Genomic DNA, 18,994 nt, shown 5'->3' with positions numbered 1-18,994 from the left:
GGCCGACCGCCGGTTCGTCGCCGCCGGGCAGCGCATCTTCGCCCGGCAGCCGCTCGCTGCCGGCCACCATGGAGGTCTTGGCCGCCCAATCCGGCAGACCCTCGGCCTTGACCAGGCCATGGGCCACGTCGATCCGGAACCCGTCCACGCCGCGGTCCAGCCAGAACCGCAGGACGGAGACCATTTCGGCCCGGACCTCGGGGTTCTCCCAGTTCAGGTCCGGCTGCGTGGAGTCGAACAGGTGCAGGTACCACTGGCCGGGCGTCCCGTCCGGTTCGGTGATGCGGGTCCAGGCCTCGCCGCCGAACACCGACTGCCAGTTGTTGGGCGGCTCGTTGCCGTCCGGGCCCTTGCCGTCCCGGAAAACATAGCGGGCACGTTCGGGCGATCCGGCCTCGGACGCCAGCGCGCTCACGAACCATTCGTGCCGGTCGGACGTGTGGTTCGGCACCAGATCGACAATCACCCGCAGGCCCAGCTCGTGGGCGCGCGCCAGCAACGAGTCAAAGTCGGCCAGGCTGCCGAACAGCGGGTCGACGTCGCGGTAGTCGGCCACGTCGTAGCCGGCATCGTTTTGCGGGGAGACGTAGAAGGGCGAAAGCCAGATGGCGTCCACCCCCAGGTTCTTCAGGTAGGGGATCTTGGCGCTGATTCCGGCCAGGTCGCCCATTCCGTCGCCGTTGTGGTCTGCGAAGGAGCGCGGATAGATCTGGTAGATGACGGCGTCGCGCCACCAGGGAGCGTTTGCTGCGGTCATTGGCTCTCCTCGATTCGGGGGGTCAGGACCACTTCCAGCCTAATGATCTTTGGTGCCTGACAGGCAGCGAAGGCCAAGGATGCGGCGCAGATCACGATTCGGCATCGAACGCTGCGGCCCCGAAAATGTGCCTTGCGACACACACCGTAAGCGTTTACGTTACGAGTTATCAGATGGGTACTTGGTGGCTTCTTCTGACCTGTTCAGCTCTGTCGGGGCCACCGGACAAAGGAGTCACACCATGCACTATGCACGCTCCAGAAAGGCCGTCCTGCCGGTGGCCGCGCTCGGCGCCATGGCACTGACACTGTCCGCCTGCGGGGGAGGAACAGAATCCGAGGAGTCGCCGGCCCCTGCCGCAGACTGCGCCGCCTACGAGGCCTACGGCACCTTCGACGGCGCCGAGGTCAGCGTCTACTCGACCATCACCGATGCCGAGCAGGATCTGCTGGAGAACTCCTGGGTGGACTTTGAGGAGTGCACCGGGATCGACGTGGTGTACGAGGGGTCCAACGAGTTCGAGACGCAGATCGGTGTGCGCGCCCAAGCGGGCAATCCGCCGGACGTGGCGATCTTCCCGCAGCCCGGACTGCTGGCCGCGCAGGCCCAGGCCGGCTACCTGAAGCCTGCGCCGCAGGAGGTGTCCGACCTGGTCGACGAAAACTGGTCCGAGGACTGGAAGACCTACGGCACCGTGGACGGCACCTTCTACGCCGCCCCCATGCTGGCCAGCGTGAAGGGCTACGTGTGGTACGTTCCGGCCACATTCCAGGAGAAGGGCTGGGAAGTTCCGCAGACCTGGGACGAGATGATGGAACTCACCCAGACCATCGCCGACGAGGGCACCATGAAGCCGTGGTGCGCCGGGTTCGAGTCCGGCGAGGCCACGGGCTGGCCGGGCACCGACTGGATCGAGGACGCGCTGCTGCGCCAGGCCGGACCGGATGTCTACGACCAGTGGGTCAACCACGAGATCCCGTTCAACGATCCGCAGGTGGCCGAGGCCTTCGACGCCGTCGGCGACATCCTGAAGAACGAGGACTACGTCAACGGCGGCATCGGCGACGTCCGCTCGATCATCTCCACCTCGGTGGACGACGGCGGCATCCCGGTGATCGACGGCACCTGCGCCATGCACCACCAGGCCACGTTCCAGGCGGCCAACTGGCCGGAAGGCACCAACGTGGCCGAGGACGGTGACGTCTGGGCCTTCATCACTCCGGGCCAGGAAGCCGGCGCCAGCGCGATCACCGGCGGCGGCGAGTTCGTGGCCGCCTACACCGAAAGCGAAGAGGTCTCGGCCTACCTGCAGTTCATGGCCTCGGCCGAGTTCGCCAACAACCGGGTGGAGCAGGGCGCCGCGATCAGCGCCAACAAGGGCCTCGACCCGGCGCTGGCCGCCAGCGACCTGGACCGCCAGTCCATCGAACTGCTGCAGTCGGAGGACACCACCTTCCGGTTCGACGGTTCGGACCTGATGCCGGGCGCGGTCGGCGCCAACTCCTTCTGGAGCGGCATCGTGGAGTGGATCAACGGCAAGTCGACGCAAGAGGTCGTGGACTCCATCGAGGCCAGCTGGCCCTCCGACTAGGCAGCCGCCGGCAGCCCGGCCGCACCGCCTGCGACCCGATGCAGGCGGTGCGGCCGGGCACGGCCTGTCCCTTCCACGCACCTAGGAGGTAAGTGCCATGGAGGACGTTGGCGAAAAGCTCGTGCAGGTGGCGGCCGCCCTGGCGGTCTTCGCCGCGATCATCGCCCTGATCATGCTGCTGGTGGACCGGGCCCCGAAGTCGTTCCGCGACAAGGCGACGATCATCGGATTCCTGGCCCCCGCCGTCGTACTCCTGGGCATCGGGTTGGTGTGGCCGGCCATCCAGACCACGTACCTGGCGTTCACGGACCGCACCGGAACGCCGAACGGCATGGACAACTTCGTGTGGATGTTCACCCAGCCCGAAGCGCTGGTCACGCTGCGGAACACGCTGCTGTGGGTAATCCTGGTGCCGCTGCTGTCGACCGGCATCGGCCTGGCTTACGCGGTGTTCATCGACCGGGCGCGCGGCGAGAAGGCGCTGAAGGCGCTGGTGTTCATGCCGATGGCCATCTCCATGGTGGGCGCGGGCGTGATCTGGAAATTCATGTACACGTACCGCGGCGGCGAACGCGAACAGATCGGTCTGCTGAACCAGGTGTTGGTGTGGTTTGGCGGCGAACCCAAGCAGTTCCTGCTGGACGCGCCGGAGAACACGTTCTTCCTGATCGCGGTCATGGTCTGGATCCAGACCGGCTTCGCCATGGTGATCCTCTCCGCGGCGATCAAGGGCATCCCCACCGAAATCGTGGAGGCGGCGCGGCTGGACGGGGCCAGCGCCTGGCAGCAGTTCCGCTCCATCACCATCCCGTCCATCCGAGGGGCCCTGATCGTGGTGGTCACCACCATCACGATCGGCACGCTAAAGGTCTTCGACATCGTGCGGACCATGACCGCCGGAAACTTCGAGACATCGGTGGTGGCCAACGAGATGTACACCCAGGCGTTCCGCGCCAACGAACCCGGACGCGGCGCCGCGCTGGCCTTGATCCTGTTCCTGATGGTGCTGCCGATCGTCGTCTACAACGCCCGGCAGCTGAAGAAGCAGAGGGAAATCCGATGAGCGCAACGCCTGCCATCCCCACCGCTCCCGACGCCGTCCTGGCCAGCACCACCGAACAGCAGATCCCGATCCCCCGGCGGGTCAAGCAGCGCCTGACCTCGCGCGGGGCCACCGCGGCAGCCATCCTCATCGCCGTCATCTGGACCGTGCCGACCTTCGGCCTGTTCATTTCCTCGCTGCGCCCGGAAGACAACATCCAGGCCAACGGCTGGTGGAACATCCTGGGCGACCTGCAGTTCACCACCGAGAACTACACCGACGTGCTGGCCTCCAAGGGCGGGTCCGCGTCCAACCTGGGGCAGTACTTCATCAACTCGCTGGCGATCGTCATCCCCGGCACCCTGATCCCCCTGGTGATCGCCTCGATGGCGGCCTACGTGTTCGCCTGGGGCAGGTTCCGCGGCAAGGACACCCTGTTCATTGTGGTGTTCGCGCTGCAGATCGTGCCGCTGCAGATGGCGCTGATCCCGCTGCTCTCGCTGTTCATCAACCTCAAGATCGGCGAGTTCCAGCTGCTGCCGGCCGGAACCTACGCCCAGCTGTGGCTCGCGCACACCATCTTCGCGCTGCCGCTGGCCATCTTCCTGCTGCACAACTTCATCTCCGAGATCCCCGGCGAGGTCATCGAGGCGGCGCGGGTGGACGGCGCCGGGCACGCGACCATCTTCTGGCGGATCATCCTGCCGCTGTCCGTGCCGGCGATCGCCTCCTTCGGCATCTTCCAGTTCCTGTGGGTCTGGAACGACCTGCTGGTGGCCCTGGTGTTCTCCGGAGGCACCGCCGACGTCGCGCCGATCACCCAGCGGCTGGCCGAGCTGACGGGCACCCGCGGCGACGAGTGGCACCGGTTGACCGCCGGCGCGTTCGTTTCCATGATCGTGCCGCTGGCGGTGTTCTTCGGCCTGCAGCGCTACTTTGTCCGCGGCCTGCTGGCTGGTGGCCTTAAGGGGTGAGCGCGCCGTGACCGGGATCGACGACGTCGCGCGGGCCGCCGGCGTCTCGACCGCAACGGTTTCCCGTGCCCTGCGCGGCTTGTCCGGGGTCTCCATGGCCACCCGCGACCGCGTGCTGGCGACCGCGGACTCGCTGGGCTACGTGCCGTCGTCGTCGGCGGCCCACCTGGCATCAGGCCGCACGAGGGCCATGGGCGTGCTGCTGCCGGTGATCGACCGGTGGTACTTCGCGTCCGGCCTGGAAGGCGTGGACCGGGTGTTGCGGGCGGCCGGCTACGACCTGATCGTGTTCAGTCTGGGCGGCACCGGCACCAACCGCGAACGGGTGTTCCACCGGTCCATGCTGCGCAAGCGGATCGACGCGCTGTTGGTGATGTGCATGGAGCTGACCGCGGACGAACTGGCGGCGCTGCAGGCGCTGGAGTATCCGAACGTGATCGTCGGCGGCCAGGTGGACGGTCTGCGCAGCGTGAGCGTGGATGACACCGCCGCGGCCGCCGAGGCCGTCGAGCATCTCATCGGGCTCGGGCACACGCGGATCGCGCACCTGCAGGGCGGCGGCGCCTACGGGATCGACTTCGACGTGCCGCGCCGCCGCGAGCTGGCCTTCCGGGACACGATGGCCCGGCACGGGCTGCGGGTACGGCCGGAATGGCTGGCCATGGGCGACTTCCGGTTCGCCGGCGGCAGGACCGCAGCCGGGACGCTCCTCGACGCACCCGGGGAACGGCCGACGGCGATCTTCGCCTCCGCGGACGAGATGGCCTTCGGCGCACTGAGGGCCGCGCAGGAGCGCGGGCTGCGGGTCCCCGAGGACGTTTCCGTGGTGGGCATCGACGACCACGAGTTCGCCGAGCCGATGGGGCTGACGACCGTCCGGCAGCGGCCGGACCAGCAGGGGGCCTACGCGGCCCGGCTGCTGCTGGCCGAACTGCAGGGGAAGGCGCGGCTGGACGTGCCGCGCATCCAGCCGCACGAGCTGGTGATCCGGGCCTCGACCGCCCCGCCGTCGTCGTGATTGCCGGTTGGGCTCGGGCCGGTGGTTAGGACGCGCGGGCCAGCTGGCGGATCTTGATCCAGCGGCCGGCCAGGCGGCGGTAGGCGGCGGCGGCGCCGGTCATGTCGCCGTCGGCCAGCGATTCGATCCCGGCGTGCACGTCCGAGGGTGATTCGTCCGGGTAGACCAGCTCTGCCACGCGGCCGTAATCGAGCTCCACGATGCCGTCCGCGGTGAAGGTTTCCAGCCACTCGGTCAGCTCGGTCAGTTCTTCCAGCAGGTCCAGGCCCGGGGCGGCGAGGGCCAGCGAAGCGGCGGCGTAACGGGCCCGGTCGATGCACTGCGGGACCGGGGCGGCCAGTCGGACCGTCCGCAGCGTGTGGTCGCTCTCCACCTTTTCGGTGTGGTCGTCCTCGCGGAACAGCACGAACCAGCCGAACGGGATGCCCCAGGTGGAGCTGCGCGTGTGCAGCTTGGCCAAGGCGTCCACAAAGTTGTCCGGGTCCAGCCGGGACTGCTGGGCGTCCCGCGCCGCTTCGGGCACCAGCAGCCCCAGCAGCGGATCGCGCAGGCTGCTGGAGAGCGATTCGGCGGCCAGGGTGCTGCGGACGGCCAGCTGGTTGGGGCAGTACCGCGGCGTGGTGATGCCCTCGGGCGTCGGATAGTGGAGGACCCGGATCAGGTCGTTGCTGGAGTGCGGAAACGGGTCCGACACGGTGCGGGTGATCCGGCGCAGCGAGTCACCCCGGTCCAGATCCTCCGTGACGTCCCTGCCGCGGCCGCGCTGGCTCATGATGAGCAGCTGCTGGTCGTCGTCGAACACATCCAGTGGTTCGAAGACCCGCAGGTAGGAGACGTACGGGAACTTCATCTCAGTCCAGCTCCGCGATGACCGGCGCGTGGTCCGAGGCGCCCTTGCCCTTGCGCTCTTCGCGGTCGATCATCGCCCCGGTGACCCGGGAGGCCAGCGCCGGGGAGCCCAGGATGAAGTCGATGCGCATGCCTTCCTTCTTGGGGAAGCGCAGCTGCGTGTAGTCCCAATAGGTGTAGACGCCCGGCCCGGGCGTGTGCGGGCGGACGACGTCGACGAATCCGGCCTCTTCGAACGCGCGGAAGGCGGCGCGCTCGGGTTCGGTCACGTGCGTCGCGTTCTGCGCGCGGAACCAATCGATGTCCCAGACGTCGTCGTCGGTGGGAGCGATGTTCCAGTCGCCCATCAGTGCGACGGGGAGCGTCGGGTCTGCCTGGATCCAGCCGGCGGCCTCTTCCTTGAGGGCCTTGAGCCAGTTCAACTTGTAGGGCATGTGGGGATCGTCGACCGTGCGGCCGTTGGGGACATACAGGCTCCACACGCGCACGCCGCCGCAGGTCGCCCCGATGGCCCGGGCCTCGGCGGCGGTGGTGTCCTCGGTCTTGCCGAAGTGCGGCTGCCCGTCGAACGTCCGTTCCACGTCATCCAGGCCCACCCGGGAGGCGATGGCCACGCCGTTCCACTGGTTGAGGCCGAAGTGCGCCACCTCGTAGCCGTTCTTCTCGAACAGGTCCCACGGGAAGTTCTCATCCTTGGCCTTGGTCTCCTGAATGGCCAGCACATCCACGTCGGAGCGCTGCAGCCAGGACTCAACGCGGTCGGCGCGGGCACGGATCGAGTTCACATTCCAGGTAGCAATCTTCACAACAGCTACGTTACCCAACGGCGGCAGGCTGTGCTCGCCGCTCGGGGCGGCTTGGCCCGCCGTCGGGGCGGTGCACTCGCCGCCCGGGGCGGCTGGACCCTCGGGCGGCGGCAGGCTGTGCTCGGCTCTCGGGCGGCTGGGCCCGCCGTCGAATCCCTCACGGCCCCATGGCTTCAGGGGTATGTTGGAGAGATGTTTGCTGATAAGCCGCAGTCTTTAGCAGATCCACTCGAACAGCAGCGGCGGCAAGCCATGCTGCAATCCGAGCCGGCCATACAGAAGCTTGAGGAATGGCGGGACGCCTACGCGCGGACCCGCAAGGAGCCCGTCCCGCATTTTGATCCGGCGGATGCGGGCGTTGAGGCGCGGGTGCTCTTTCTGCTCGATAGCCCGGGAAGCCAAACGGTCACCGCAGAGGGGCCGGGATTCGTCTCCGTAGACAACCCCGACCAGGCGGCCGAGCGGTGCTGGAACGAACGCCAGGAAGCGGAGCTGCACGAGGGGGTTCTCCTCTGGAATACCGTGCCGTTTTTCCTCGACGGCGCCGAGCCGACTCCGGTCCAGACGATAGCCGGCGTCAAGGCGCTGAAGTCCGTCCTGGGGCTGCTGCCTCGGCTTCAAGCCGTCGTGCTGTGCGGGACCTTCACCAAGACCCAGTGGGCTAAACACATGGGTGCGTTCACCCGCCCGACCGTCATCAAGGCGCCCAGCCCCGGTGGCCGGGCGATGATCAGCCGGAAGAACCAGGACGAGTTCCAAGGCAGTGATGCGGGCGAAGAGCTTGGTCGGCTGACGCATCAGCAGGCGGGCCGTACTCCACCTGGCCGGGTGGCGGTTCCGCAGGCCGGCCGGCTCCGCTTCGTCTGAGCGGGTGCCGGATCCTCAGGCCGGCCGCGAGTCACTTGGTCGGCTGACGGTTCCGCGAACCTGCCCCCTCCACCTGGCCGGGTGACGGTCAGCGGGTGCCCGGGCCAACGGTGTCAAAGGCTTCGGCCAGCAGCGCCTCGATGGTTTCGTCCAGCTGCTCCGGTACCGTAATGGACAGCCGGTGCGTCATGACCTTTTGGGTGGTCGGGAACGCCTGCAGCAGCTGCGGGTGGTCGACCCGCCGCAGCAGATGGACGACAACTTCCAGCCGGTTGGAGATAGTGAACGCGTCCGCGAAGACCCGTCTGTCCGCCCACGCGACTTCGGTCCGATGCACCCGTTCGTAGACAGGACCGAGGGACAGCACGGTCCCGCGAAACGCGTGGAACAGCGCGACCGCTTCCGGGTTCCTGCCGGCGAGGAATTCATCCAGCTCCACGGCCGGGCCCCTTCCCGCTCAGCCAGCCCCGCCCATCTGGAGGGGGCCTAGCCCTGCCACCACTTGTCGAGGATGGACACCGGGGTGGTCCGCTTGTGCCGGGTCATCAGGTAGCGTTGCTCGATCTTCTCGGCGACCTCGTCGGGGATGGCGCGGCCCTCAAGGTAGTCGTCGATGTGGTCGTAGCTGATCCCCAGCTCGTCCTCGTCGGTGCGGCCCGGCGTGGTGTCCAACAGGTCTGCCGTCGGCACCTTGTGTGCCACCTGGTCGCTGGCGCCAAGGTGCTCTAACAGTTGCCGGTTTTGGCGCTTGTTAAGTCCGAACAGGGGCAGCACGTCGGCGGCGCCGTCGCCGAACTTGGTGAAGAAGCCGGTGACCGACTCGGCGCCGTGGTCCGTGCCCAGCACCAGGTAGTTGTGCTGGCCGGCCAGCGCGTACTGGGCCATCATCCGTGCCCGCGCCTTAATGTTGCCCTTGTTGAAGTCGGTGATCTCTTCGCCGGTCGTCGTCGTGAATTCGGACTCGAAGCCGTCGACGGCCGACTTGATGTTGAACGTCCACGACGTTTTCGGCCGGATGAAATCCATGGCTGCCTGGGCGTCGGCTTCATCGTGCTGGACCCCGTAGGGCAGGCGCACCGCGACGAAGGTGGCTTCGACGCCTTCTGCCTCGAGTTCGTCGACCGCCAGTTGGGCCAGCTTGCCGGCGAGGCTGGAGTCGACGCCGCCGCTGATGCCCAGCACAAAACCCTTGGTGCCGGTGGTCTTGAGGTAGTCCCTCAAAAATCCGACGCGCCGTGCGACTTCCTGCGACGGGTCGATGGAGGGCTGGACGCCCAGTTCGTCAATGATCGTGGCCTGGAGTTCGCGCATGGCCACAGCCTACTAAAGGACCCGGGCCGGTTGCAGAGAGCCCGGCGGGCAGGTCCGCACGGATCCAGCATGGGGAACCGGTTGTCCTTGTTTTGGGCGGCCGTTCGGCATCGCCGCAGGTCAGGGCCGCAGATCCCTCCAAAACATGAACAATTCCTGTTGAACTTGGACAGCCAGCGTGTTCGGGAGGCAGGGGGCTGGCAGCAGGCAGAGAGCACTTTCGCTCCCATGTCTTGAATAGACTTCCGGCATCGCCGCAGGTCAGCGGCTTGCGGGGTTCTTAGACGTGGGAAGTTAGGCCCATACCTGGGAGCGAACGGGTCGGCCACGGTGCCACCCGTGCCCGCCGCCCCTACTGCTTGAACGCGGCGTCGAAGGAGGCCTGCGGCGGATCGAAGTCGAACCGCTTGAGGAACCTCAGGGCTTCCGGCGCCCCCTGCAGCCGGTCCATCCCGGCGTCTTCCCACTCAACCGAGATCGGCCCGTCGTAGCCGATCGCCGCCAGCGCCCGGAAGCTGGCCTCCCAGGGCACGTCGCCGCGCCCGGTGGAGACGAAGTCCCAGCCGCGCCGCGGGTCGCCCCACGGCAGGTGCGATCCCAGCCGCGTGTTGCGCCCGGTGATCCGCAGCTTCGTGTCCTTGCAGTCCACGTGGTAGATCCGGTCCTTGAAGTCCCAGATCAACGAGACCGGGTCGATGTCCTGCCACATCATGTGGCTGGGATCCCAGTTGATGCCGAACGCCTCGCGGTGCCCCAGCGCCTCCAGCGCCCGCACGGTCGACCAGTAGTCGTAGGCGATCTCAGAGGGGTGGATCTCGTGCGCGAACCGGACCCCGCACTCGTCGAACACGTCCAGGATCGGGTTCCACCGGTCGGCGAAGTCCCGGTAGCCGGCCTCGATCACGTCGGCCGGCACCGGCGGAAACATCGCCACGTACTGCCAGATCGAGGACCCGGTGAACCCCACCACCGTCTTCACCCCGAGCCGCTGCGCCAGCCGCGCGGTGTGCTTCATCTCCGCGGCCGCCCGCGACCGCACGCCCTCCGGCTCGCCGTCGCCCCACACGCGCTCGCCGACGATCGCCTGATGGCGGAAGTCGATCGGGTCGTCGCACACCGCCTGGCCCTTCAGGTGGTTGGAAATCGCCCAGACACGCAGGCCGTTGCGCTCCAGGATGCCGAGCCGGTCGGCGATGTAGTCGTCGTCGTCCCAGCGCCAGGCATCCAGGTGGTCGCCGGACACTGCGATCTCCAGGCCGTCGTAGCCCCAGCCCGCGGCCAGTTCGGCCACTTTCTCCAGGGGCAGGTCCGCCCACTGGCCGGTGAACAGCGTGAAATTACGGGCCATCGGTTGCTCCTGCATAGTCGGCGCGGGTGTCGGTTTCGGCAAGGACGACGGCGGTGCCCGCCTGCCCGGCGCTGCGCACGATGGCGTCCAGCACCTTCTGCACCGCCAGGCCGTCCTCGAAGCTTGGGCTGGGTGCCCGGCCGGTTGCCACCGCGGCCAGGAAATCGGCCGCCTGGCTGGTGAACGTGTGGTCCCAGCCGAGCACGTGCCCGGGCGGCCACCATGCCTGCAGGTACGGGTGCGTCTCCTCGGTGACGAGGATCCTCGCCGCACCCGCGAGCCCCGGCGGGGCCCCGGCGTCGTAATAGGAGAGCTCGTTGAGCCGCTCCAGGTCGAAGCCCAGGTGCCCGGCGGATCCGTAGACCTCGATCCGCAGCGCGTTCTTGCGGCCCGCGGCCATCCTGCTGACCTCCAGGCTGGCCACCGCGCCGGAATCGAGCCGCAGGGTGGCCCAGGCGGCGTCGTCGACCGTCACCGGTTCGGGCCCGTCCGGTCCCTGCCTGGTTTCGACGAACGTGTTGAGCGTGGCGGAGACCGACGTGACCCGCGCGCCGAGCAGGAAGTGGATCTGGTCCACCGCGTGCGAAGCCAGGTCGCCGAGCGCCCCGGAGCCGGCGGTCTCCCGGCGCAACCGCCAGGTCATCGGGGCGGCGTCGTCGGCCAGCCAGTCCTGCAGGTAGGCGACCCGCACCTGCCGCACGGCGCCGATCCTGCCTTCGGCGATCAATTGGCGCGCCAGGGCCAGCGCCGGCACCCGCCGGTAGTTGAAGCCGACCATCGACCGGACGCCGGCCGCTCCGGCGGCGCGGGCCGCGGCGGCCATGCGCTCGGCTTCGGCCACCGAGTTGGCCAGCGGCTTCTCCACCATCACGTGCTTGCCCGCCTCCAGCGCGGCCACGGCCAGGTCGGCATGCAGGTGGCCGGGGGTGCAGATGTCCACGATCTGCACATCGTCGCGCTCAAGGACGGCCCGCCAGTCCGTGGAGCCCTCCGTCCAGCCGTACCGGGCCGCGTCCGCGGCCACGCCGTCGGCATTCCGGCCGACCAGGACCCGCCGGGCCACCGCGGGCCCGCCGGGATAGAAGGCGGACACGTTGCGCCAGGCATTGGAGTGTGCCTTGCCCATGAAGGCATGTCCCAGCACCGCCACCCCCAGCGGCGAGTCCGGATTGGCGGTCATCGTCTTCTCCTTCGTGCTCGTCGGTCGGTGGTGCGGCTGGTGCTGCGGCGGGATGGGCTGCCGTCCGTCTTCGGGTGGCAGCTCGACGCCGGGACGCATGGCTAGAGGCTGCGCAGGAACGCCAGCCCGTCCTCGGCCAGTTGATCCTGGCTCGGCGCCAGCGGGCGCCAGATCGATGCGGCCGTCGCGATGGCGGCGTTGTCCGCGGTGAAACTCTCGATGTTCAGCGGGCCGGCGTAGCCCACGTCGTCCAGCGCCTTGACCAGCGCCGGCCAGTCGGTCTGGTCACCGCCCGGAGCCCCGCGGTCGTTGCCGCACACCTGCAGGTGGGCCAGGTGTTCGCCGGCCGCGCGGATGGCGGCGGCGCTGGAGCGTTCCTCGATGTTCAGGTGGTAGCTGTCCAGCGCCAGCCCCACCCCGCGGCCGAGCAGCGGTCCCAGCGCGTCGAGCGCCTGTTCCACGGTGTTGACCAGCGAAGTCTCGTACCGGTTGAGTGGCTCAATTCCCAGTACGACGCCGGCCGCCTCGGCTTGGGCGGCCAGCGGCGCTAGGTTCTCCCGCAGCTGGCGGTACGCTGTGGCTCGGTCTTCGGCGTCGATCCGCCACACCCGCCCCGTGCTGGCGTAGAACGGGCCGCACACCGCCTGCGCGCCGACGTCGTGTGCCAGGCCGATGCAGGCCGCCAGATAGTACTGGGTTGCCTGCACCGACCCGGCGTCGGCCAGGACCAATTCGCGGCCGGGTGCCATGGCGCCCACGATGTAGGGCTTCAGGCCCGTGGCCGCGAGGGCGTCCCGGGCGGTGCCGGCGGTGAAGTCGCCGACGTTCTCCAGCGGCAGTTCGACGCCGTCAAAGCCCATGCCGGCGATCTTCGCCAGCAGCCCGGGCAGCTCGGCGTCGCGCAGCGGCGACTGCCACACCCAGGTGTTGACGCCGATCGGCCGGTCCATGATCCGTCTCCTTTGTCTGCCGCTGCTGGTGCATCTCGTCCGGTTGCCGTCGGACGCTGCCGCGCCGCCGGTGCGTTCCCGCGGGAACATGCGGGGATGCTGGCGCAAACGGCCCGCGCTCGCGCCGGGCTTCGGCCCGCGCCCGCGCCGGGGTCCGGCGGATACCTGTCCTTGCGGGAGTTGGCGGGCCGGCCGGGCACCCTCCCCGGGCCCGGCCGGCCCGCACGTTCTACGGAATCTGGCGTTCCTGCCAGACCTCCGGATAGCCGGGCAGGTCTTCGCCGCCGAACTTCGCGTAGTGGCCGTCCGGCATGCCGTCGTTGCGTTGCAGCCAGTCGTCCAGCTCGTCGGCGGGGATCGGAACCTGCGGCAGCACCCACTCGGTCGGGACTTCCTCGCCGGCGAAGATCTTCTGCACGGCCAGCAGCGGCGTGCGCCACTGGAAGTTGGAGTAGACCGGAGCCAGCGCGTCGATGCCGGTGTCCTTCCACTTGCGCAGGAAGCTCAGCTCGTCCTCGCCGGTCATCACCGGCAGGTCCTTGCCCGCGTCCTCGAACGCCTCGATCGCAGCGACCGCGCCGTCGCCGGCATCCATCCAGACACCCTGGACATCGCCGGTGGCGAGCTCGTCGGAGATGATCTTCTTGATCTCGGTCGGGTCGGCGCCGGTGAAGTAATCGGTGGCTTCGATGCCGTTCTCCTCGAAGATCTTCTCCGCCGCCGCCCAGCGCTGCTCCAGCACGTCCACGCCGGGCAGGATGCGCAGGGCCACCACCTTGTCGCCTTCCTGCAGCCGTTCGGTGAGGAAGTTGGCGGTGTCGATGCCCCAGGCGAACCCGCCGATCGGGTGGATGAACGTGGTGGCGCAGTCGGTTTCCACGCCGCGGTCGAACACGACCACCGGCTTGCCGGTCTCGCAGGCGCGCTCCACCGCCGGCGTCAGCGCAGCGGTAGCGTTCGGCGAGATGATGAACGCGTCGCAGTCGCCTTCACTGATGAAGTAATCGATGTCGGCAATCTGGGTGTTCGAGTCGTCCTGCGCGTCGCGGGTTTCCATCTCGGAAATCACGCCTTCGTCCTGGAGCACCTGCAGCTGCTGGTTCATGGTGATCCAGCCGGTCTGCCGCCACGGGTTGGAGATCGACGCGTTGGCGAAGCAGACCTTCTTGGCGCCTTCGGAGGCGAAGTCGGCGGTGTCGGTCATCTCGCCGTCGATGTACTGAAGCCACGGCTGCTCCGGGTCGCCCTGGAATTCGGCGGTCCGCTGTTCGAACTGTTCGTCGTAGACGGCCTGGTCGAACCATTCCGTGGAGGCCTCCGTGGTTTCCGCCGGTGACGGGCTGGCCGCGCCGCCGGGTCCGCCGGTCTCCTCGGTGATTGACGGATCGGTGGTACAGCCGGTCATGGCCATTAACGACGCGGCCGCTGTGAGCGCGACCGCGGTACTTAGACGTTTTCCCGTCATTTCAGTTCCCTCCCTTGTCGGTGCCCTCAGCGGGCTCTGGTGCCGCGATGACGTGTTGTTCGGAATGCGCGGCCGCAGAGCCCCCGCGCCGCTTGCGCTGCCAGGACTGCGCGGCGGCAGCAACAGCGACGATGATGATGGCGCCCTGCACGGTGTCCCGCCAGGTGGATGCCACGCCCAGGAAATTCAGCAGCGTGAACAGCAACTCCAGGGCGAACGCGCCGGCCGCCGCAGAGAGCACCCAGCCGCGGCCGCCGCCCAGCACCACCCCACCCAGTACGACGGCGGTGATCGCCGTGAACTCGTAGCCCTGGCCCACCGACGGATGGACCCCGGCGTACCCGACCAGCAGGATCCCCGAGACTGTGGCGGCCAGCGACGAAAGCATGAAGGCCCGCGTGCGCACCCACCAGACCCGGGCGCCGGTCAGGGCCGCGGCCACGTCGTTGTCGCCGACGGCGACCAGCGTGCGCCCGTAGGGCCGGCGCATCATCCAGACGGCGAGCACGGCGACGGCCGCCAGGATGATGACCGGATAGGGGATGACCTCCAGCACCGGCACGTTTTCGATGCCGCCGCGGCCTATTTGCCGGAAGCTGTCCGCCGGGTTGCCCTGGGCGGCGCCGCCGGTCCAGTTGAGCACCAGGCCCAGCAGCGCCAGCATCATGCCCAGGGTCACGATGAAGCTGGGGACCTTGAGCAGGGTGGTGACCAGGCCGTTGATCAGCCCGATGACCGCCCCGAGGACGAACATCAGCGCCAGCACGGGGATGACCTTGGCGTCGTCCTGGCCGATCAGGTTGCCGGCCACGATCACCTGCATGGTCACTACCGATCCCATGGACAGGTCGAACTCGCCGGAAACGATCACGAAGTACTGCCCGATGGCGGCGATCGCAATCGGGGCCGTCCTGCCGATGAAGCGGATGAAGGACCCCGGCTCGCCGAACGACGGGTTCAGGATGATGATGGCGACCAGCAGCGCGGCCAGGAGCACGAAGATGCCGCCGCCGGGCGTCCGCAGGCTGCGCAGGAAGCGCTCGCCGAGGCCGGCCCGGTTCTGCTGCAGGACCCTGCCGCCGGCCTCCGAATCCAGAACCGTGCTCATGCCTGCACCTCCTGCTGTTGGCCGCCGTGCCCGTAGCGCGGCGGCCGGGCGACGATGGTGCGGCGGGCATAGACGGCGACGGCGACGACGATCACCACGCCGCGGACCACGTCCTTCAGGAACGGGTTGATCTGGAGCACGGACATGATGTTGTCCAGCATCGCGAAGATCAGCACGCCGCCCAGGGTGCCGGTAACGGAGCCCTTGCCGCCGGCCAGCAGCGTCCCTCCCAGGACGACGGCGGCGATCGAGAGCAGGTCATAACCGCCCTGCGAGCCGACCGTTGGGCTGCCGACGCCCAGCCGGCTGGCCAGCAGCAGTCCGGCCATGCCGGAGAGGGTGGAGCAGATGACGTGGGCGGTGATCACCGCGCCCGGGACGCGAATACCGGACATCCGGGCCACGTTGCTGTCGCCGCCGACGGCGTAGATGTGGTGCCCCATGCGCGTGCGGTGCAGCATCAGCAGCACCAGGGCGGCGCAGGCGAGCATGATGAGGGTGGAGATCGGCACCGGCCCTATCCCGGTGGCGCCGATCAGCCGGAAGGAGAACGGGGTCTGGCCAAAACTGCCCTTGTAATTGGTGCCCAGGTAGCCGCTGATCACCAGGCCCATGCCGAGCGTGGCGATGAACCCGTGCACCTTGAGGCCGGCAACGATCAGTCCGTTGGCAAGGCCGATGACGGCGGAGACGCCCAGTGCCAGCAGCACGGCGGCCGGCACGTTTTCGCTCCGGTTGGCCATCACCCCGGCCGCTATCAGGCTGGCCAGGCTGGTCACGTAGGGCACCGAGAGGTCCAGGCTGCCGACCAGGATCACCAAGGTCTGGCCGATGGCGATGAAGCCCAGCACGCTGGTGCCGGTCAGGATGGCGGAGATGTTGCCCGGGCTGAAGAAGTTCCGGCCGGCCGTGGCCACCAGGATGCTGCCGGCGATCAGGGTCAGCAGAGCCACCAGGTACACGATCTGGGTGGAGGTCAGCCGCGCGAAGAAGCCGCCGCCGGCCCGTGCCCGCCGGGTGCGGGCCGGGGTTTGCGTGGTCGTCATGGTGTCCCTCCCGTGGTGCCGCGGTCCTCCGCCAGATGTGACCCGCCGCCGCGGCCTGCGTCCCCAACGCGCCCTGCGTCCCCAAGGCGGGCGCCGCCGTCGTGGTCCGCGTCCCCGAGGCGGGCGCCGCCGTCGTGCCCTGCGGCTGGAAGAGGAGCGCCGCCGTCGTGGTCCGAAGCCGGCGGGGGGCCGTCGGAGGCCGCGCCCGGTACCCGCGCGCCGGTAGCCAGCCGCAGGATTTCCTCCTCCGTGGCGCCGGCCGGCAGCTCACCGGCAATCTGCCCGTCGCGCATTACCAGGACCCGGTCGGACATCCCGATCACCTCGGGCAGCTCGCTGGAAACCATCAGGACGCCCTTCCCCTCGGCCGCCAGCTGGCGCATCAGCCGGTACACCGCCACCTTGGCCCCGACGTCGATGCCCCGGGTCGGTTCGTCCAGCAGCACCACGCCCGGGGACACCGCCAGCCACTTGGCCAGCACGATTTTTTGCTGGTTGCCGCCGGAGAGGTACTGCACCTCCTGGTCCAGGTCCCGGGCGACGACTTCCAGCGCGCTGAACGATCCGGCGACGGCGCGGCGCACCGTTGCGGTTCGCTTGGGGAACACGGCGCGGACCACGCCCAGCGCGTTGTCCAGCAGCGATTGGTTCAGGCTCAGGCCCTGCGCCTTGCGGTCCTCGGTGATCAGCGCGATGCCGTGCCGCACCGCCTGGCGGGGAGAATGCGGACGGACCGGACGGCCGGCCAGCTGCATGCTGCCGCGGTTGAACGGCGCGGCGCCGAAGATCGCTTGCAGCAGTTCGGTGCGGCCGGACCCCTGCAGGCCGGCGACGCCGACGATCTCGCCGGGCATGAGGCGCAGGCTGATGCCGTCCAGCTGGTCGTTGCCGGCGTCGGCGAGTTCGAGCAACGGGGCATTGCGGTCGGTGCTCTGTGCCGCGGGCGCGGCCGGGAGCTTGTCCGGAAAGTACGCGGAGATGGGGCGGCCAACCATCATCCGGACCAGTGAGGCATCATCGAGTTCGGCGGCCGGTTTGGTACCCACGACACGCCCGTCCTTGAGCACGGTGATGGTCTGGCAGAGGTCGAAGACCTCGCGCAGCCGGTGCGAGACGTAGAGGATGCCGGTGCCGCGTTCGGCCAGTCTCCGCACGATCCCGTACAACAGGGACACCTCCGGCCCGGACAACGCGGCGGTCGGCTCGTCCATCGAAATGATCCGGGCTTCGTAGCTGACGGCCTTGGCGATCTCGACGATCTGCTGCTCGGCCACGGACAGCGACCGGACCAGCGCCGTGGGCCGGATAGAGCCGATGCCCAGCGACTCCAGCAGCTCCGCGGTGGCGGCGTTCATCTTGGCCCGGTTGACCAGCAGGCCCTTGCGGGGCTCGCGGCCCAGGTAGATGTTCTCGGCCACCGTGCGGTCCGGCAGCAGGTTGAATTCCTGGAAGACGGTGGACAGGCCGGCTTCGTGCGCCTGGGTGGGATGGCTGAACTGGACGCTTTCGCCGTCCAGCAGCACCGTTCCCGAGTCACGCTGGTACACGCCCGCCAGGATCTTCATCAGCGTCGACTTTCCTGCGCCGTTTTCCCCGACGACGCCGTGGACCTCGCCGGCGTGCAGCGTCAGTGACGCGTCCTGCAGGACGGGGTTGCCGAAGAAACTCTTGGTCAGCCCGCGGACTTCGAGAACGGGTTTCTCCCGTCCGGCGCCGCTGTCGGCCACGGTGTTGCTCGTCTGCTCCACCCACTCACTGTGGCACGCGTCACATAGTTTTGTCGAGGGTGAGGCAAAAGTTGTTTGACCGTGAATTGTTAGTTTCGCTAGAGACAAACAGAAGTGCTGCGTGCTGTACTGAAAGCGTGTTGAAGTCCGATGTCGCCCCCCCGCAACGCCTGGCCGCCCAGCCGGCCGCCGGAGCAAGCGAGGTATTCCAACTGCTGCGCGACGGCCAGCCGCGCACCCGGGCCGAACTGGCGCAGTTGACCGGCTTGGCGCGGTCCACGGTGACCGCCCGCGTGGATGCGCTGATGCGGCTGGGACTGATTGCCCCCATTGGGGGAGCGACCTCGACCGGCGGAAGGCCGCCGTCGTTGTTTGCGCTCAACCCGGCCGCACGGCTGGTGATCGGCGCCGACCTCGGCGCCACGCACGCCCGGGTCGTGGTGGCGGACCTCTCCGGCGACGTGCTGGCCGAGGAACGTGCCGAGCTGAGCATCGCCAGCGGCCCGGACATCGTGCTCGGTTGGCTGACCGACGCCGTGGGGCGGCTGCTGAAGGACGCGGGGCGGAGCGCGGCGGACCTGGGCGCGTTTGGCATCGGGCTGCCCGGACCGGTCGAACACGACACGGGGCGGCCGATCAATCCGCCGATCATGCCCGGCTGGGACCGGGTGGACGTCCCGGCGCGGGTGCAGCAGCATTTCGACGTGCCGGTGCTGGTGGACAACGACGTCAACATCATGGCACTGGGCGAGCAGGCCATGGCCTGGCCCGACACCGCCGACCTGATGCTGATCAAGGTGGCCACGGGGATCGGGGCCGGCATCATTTCCTCGGGGCAGCTGCAACGCGGCGCCCAGGGCACCGCCGGGGACTTGGGGCATGTGCGGGTGCCCCGGGGCGACGACGTGGTGTGCCGGTGCGGGAACACCGGCTGCCTGGAGGCGCTCGCCGGCGC

General features: G+C 68.7%; 18 protein-coding genes. 6 read left to right on the top strand and 12 right to left on the bottom strand.

The window, feature by feature from the left end; translation table 11 throughout:
- On the bottom strand, positions 1-757 hold a 757-nt coding region (locus AC5RV2_RS06935), incomplete at its 3' end, for an alpha-amylase family glycosyl hydrolase (protein ID WP_494091750.1).
- Positions 758-998: 241 nt separating this feature from the next.
- Between AC5RV2_RS06935 and AC5RV2_RS06930 the strand changes: the two genes are divergently transcribed.
- The 4 genes from AC5RV2_RS06930 (at position 999) to AC5RV2_RS06915 (ending at position 5,382) form a co-directional block, all read left to right on the top strand.
- Entirely contained in the window at positions 999-2,348 is a 1,350-nt protein-coding gene (locus AC5RV2_RS06930) for an ABC transporter substrate-binding protein (protein WP_494091749.1), read from the top strand.
- A 97-nt stretch (positions 2,349-2,445) separates the two neighbouring features.
- Positions 2,446-3,411 carry a carbohydrate ABC transporter permease gene (locus AC5RV2_RS06925; RefSeq protein WP_494091748.1) on the top strand — a complete coding sequence of 322 codons (966 nt, stop codon included), beginning with the start codon at positions 2,446-2,448 and terminating at the stop codon, positions 3,409-3,411.
- Positions 3,408-4,364, top strand: a complete 957-nt coding sequence (locus AC5RV2_RS06920) for a carbohydrate ABC transporter permease (protein WP_494091747.1) — start codon at positions 3,408-3,410, stop codon at positions 4,362-4,364. The genes AC5RV2_RS06925 and AC5RV2_RS06920 overlap by 4 nt, the downstream gene beginning before the upstream one ends.
- A gap of 7 nt (positions 4,365-4,371) precedes the next feature.
- Positions 4,372-5,382, top strand: a complete 1,011-nt coding sequence (locus AC5RV2_RS06915; protein ID WP_494091746.1) for a LacI family DNA-binding transcriptional regulator — start codon at positions 4,372-4,374, stop codon at positions 5,380-5,382.
- Positions 5,383-5,407: 25 nt separating this feature from the next.
- Here AC5RV2_RS06915 and AC5RV2_RS06910 read toward each other — a convergent pair whose 3' ends face one another.
- On the bottom strand, positions 5,408-6,232 hold the full coding sequence (locus AC5RV2_RS06910; RefSeq protein WP_494091745.1) for a DUF8083 family protein: 825 nt from the start codon (positions 6,230-6,232) through the stop codon (positions 5,408-5,410).
- 1 nt (position 6,233) lies between these two features.
- Complete coding sequence (locus AC5RV2_RS06905) at positions 6,234-7,037, bottom strand: exodeoxyribonuclease III (protein ID WP_494074400.1); 804 nt, start codon at positions 7,035-7,037, stop codon at positions 6,234-6,236.
- Positions 7,038-7,229: 192 nt separating this feature from the next.
- Between AC5RV2_RS06905 and AC5RV2_RS06900 the strand changes: the two genes are divergently transcribed.
- Entirely contained in the window at positions 7,230-7,904 is a 675-nt protein-coding gene (locus AC5RV2_RS06900) for a uracil-DNA glycosylase family protein (protein WP_494091744.1), read from the top strand.
- Positions 7,905-7,992: 88 nt separating this feature from the next.
- Here AC5RV2_RS06900 and AC5RV2_RS06895 read toward each other — a convergent pair whose 3' ends face one another.
- The 9 genes from AC5RV2_RS06895 to AC5RV2_RS06855 all read right to left on the bottom strand — a co-directional run bounded on the left by AC5RV2_RS06895 (position 7,993) and on the right by AC5RV2_RS06855 (position 18,060).
- A complete protein-coding gene (locus tag AC5RV2_RS06895) occupies positions 7,993-8,343 on the bottom strand; it encodes a DUF5655 domain-containing protein (RefSeq protein WP_494091743.1) in 351 nt (116 codons plus the stop codon).
- 47 nt (positions 8,344-8,390) lie between these two features.
- Positions 8,391-9,215 carry an NAD(+) synthase gene (nadE, locus tag AC5RV2_RS06890; protein ID WP_494091742.1) on the bottom strand — a complete coding sequence of 275 codons (825 nt, stop codon included), beginning with the start codon at positions 9,213-9,215 and terminating at the stop codon, positions 8,391-8,393.
- Between the two features lie 352 nt (positions 9,216-9,567).
- Positions 9,568-10,563, bottom strand: coding sequence for a sugar phosphate isomerase/epimerase family protein (locus AC5RV2_RS06885; RefSeq protein WP_494091741.1), 996 nt, complete (start codon positions 10,561-10,563; stop codon positions 9,568-9,570).
- Entirely contained in the window at positions 10,553-11,743 is a 1,191-nt protein-coding gene (locus tag AC5RV2_RS06880; protein WP_494091740.1) for a Gfo/Idh/MocA family protein, read from the bottom strand. The genes AC5RV2_RS06885 and AC5RV2_RS06880 overlap by 11 nt, the downstream gene beginning before the upstream one ends.
- A 101-nt stretch (positions 11,744-11,844) precedes the next feature.
- Positions 11,845-12,693 carry a sugar phosphate isomerase/epimerase family protein gene (locus AC5RV2_RS06875; RefSeq protein WP_494091739.1) on the bottom strand — a complete coding sequence of 283 codons (849 nt, stop codon included), beginning with the start codon at positions 12,691-12,693 and terminating at the stop codon, positions 11,845-11,847.
- A 229-nt stretch (positions 12,694-12,922) separates the two neighbouring features.
- Entirely contained in the window at positions 12,923-14,158 is a 1,236-nt protein-coding gene (locus AC5RV2_RS06870) for a substrate-binding domain-containing protein (RefSeq protein WP_494091738.1), read from the bottom strand.
- Position 14,159: 1 nt separating this feature from the next.
- Entirely contained in the window at positions 14,160-15,266 is a 1,107-nt protein-coding gene (locus AC5RV2_RS06865; protein ID WP_494091737.1) for an ABC transporter permease, read from the bottom strand.
- Positions 15,263-16,312, bottom strand: a complete 1,050-nt coding sequence (locus tag AC5RV2_RS06860; RefSeq protein ID WP_494069446.1) for an ABC transporter permease — start codon at positions 16,310-16,312, stop codon at positions 15,263-15,265. The genes AC5RV2_RS06865 and AC5RV2_RS06860 overlap by 4 nt, the downstream gene beginning before the upstream one ends.
- Positions 16,309-18,060 carry a sugar ABC transporter ATP-binding protein gene (locus AC5RV2_RS06855; RefSeq protein WP_494091736.1) on the bottom strand — a complete coding sequence of 584 codons (1,752 nt, stop codon included), beginning with the start codon at positions 18,058-18,060 and terminating at the stop codon, positions 16,309-16,311. Before AC5RV2_RS06855 ends, AC5RV2_RS06860 begins: the two co-directional genes overlap by 4 nt.
- Before the next feature lie 116 nt (positions 18,061-18,176).
- Here AC5RV2_RS06855 and AC5RV2_RS06850 point away from each other — a divergent pair.
- Positions 18,177-18,994 (top strand): ROK family protein (locus tag AC5RV2_RS06850; RefSeq protein ID WP_494091735.1); only part of this gene is annotated, 818 nt, incomplete at its 3' end.

Source organism: Arthrobacter sp. Y3225116 (assembly GCF_059091245.1).
The sequence above is the reverse complement of the archived record's forward strand: the minus strand, read 5'-3'. Positions and strand labels throughout refer to the sequence as shown.

Bases quoted from the DNA above. Each gene is read 5' to 3' on its own strand.
- AC5RV2_RS06930 (WP_494091749.1), top strand. From the start codon at position 999: ATGCACTATGCACGCTCCAGAAAGGCCGTCCTGCCGGTGGCCGCGCTC.
- AC5RV2_RS06925 (WP_494091748.1), top strand. From the start codon at position 2,446: ATGGAGGACGTTGGCGAAAAGCTCGTGCAGGTGGCGGCCGCCCTGGCG.
- AC5RV2_RS06920 (WP_494091747.1), top strand. From the start codon at position 3,408: ATGAGCGCAACGCCTGCCATCCCCACCGCTCCCGACGCCGTCCTGGCC.
- AC5RV2_RS06910 (WP_494091745.1), bottom strand. From the start codon at position 6,232: ATGAAGTTCCCGTACGTCTCCTACCTGCGGGTCTTCGAACCACTGGAT.
- AC5RV2_RS06900 (WP_494091744.1), top strand. From the start codon at position 7,230: ATGTTTGCTGATAAGCCGCAGTCTTTAGCAGATCCACTCGAACAGCAG.
- nadE (WP_494091742.1), bottom strand. From the start codon at position 9,215: ATGCGCGAACTCCAGGCCACGATCATTGACGAACTGGGCGTCCAGCCC.
- AC5RV2_RS06885 (WP_494091741.1), bottom strand. From the start codon at position 10,563: ATGGCCCGTAATTTCACGCTGTTCACCGGCCAGTGGGCGGACCTGCCC.
- AC5RV2_RS06880 (WP_494091740.1), bottom strand. From the start codon at position 11,743: ATGACCGCCAATCCGGACTCGCCGCTGGGGGTGGCGGTGCTGGGACAT.
- AC5RV2_RS06875 (WP_494091739.1), bottom strand. From the start codon at position 12,693: ATGGACCGGCCGATCGGCGTCAACACCTGGGTGTGGCAGTCGCCGCTG.
- AC5RV2_RS06870 (WP_494091738.1), bottom strand. From the start codon at position 14,158: ATGACGGGAAAACGTCTAAGTACCGCGGTCGCGCTCACAGCGGCCGCG.
- AC5RV2_RS06865 (WP_494091737.1), bottom strand. From the start codon at position 15,266: ATGAGCACGGTTCTGGATTCGGAGGCCGGCGGCAGGGTCCTGCAGCAG.
- AC5RV2_RS06860 (WP_494069446.1), bottom strand. From the start codon at position 16,312: ATGACGACCACGCAAACCCCGGCCCGCACCCGGCGGGCACGGGCCGGC.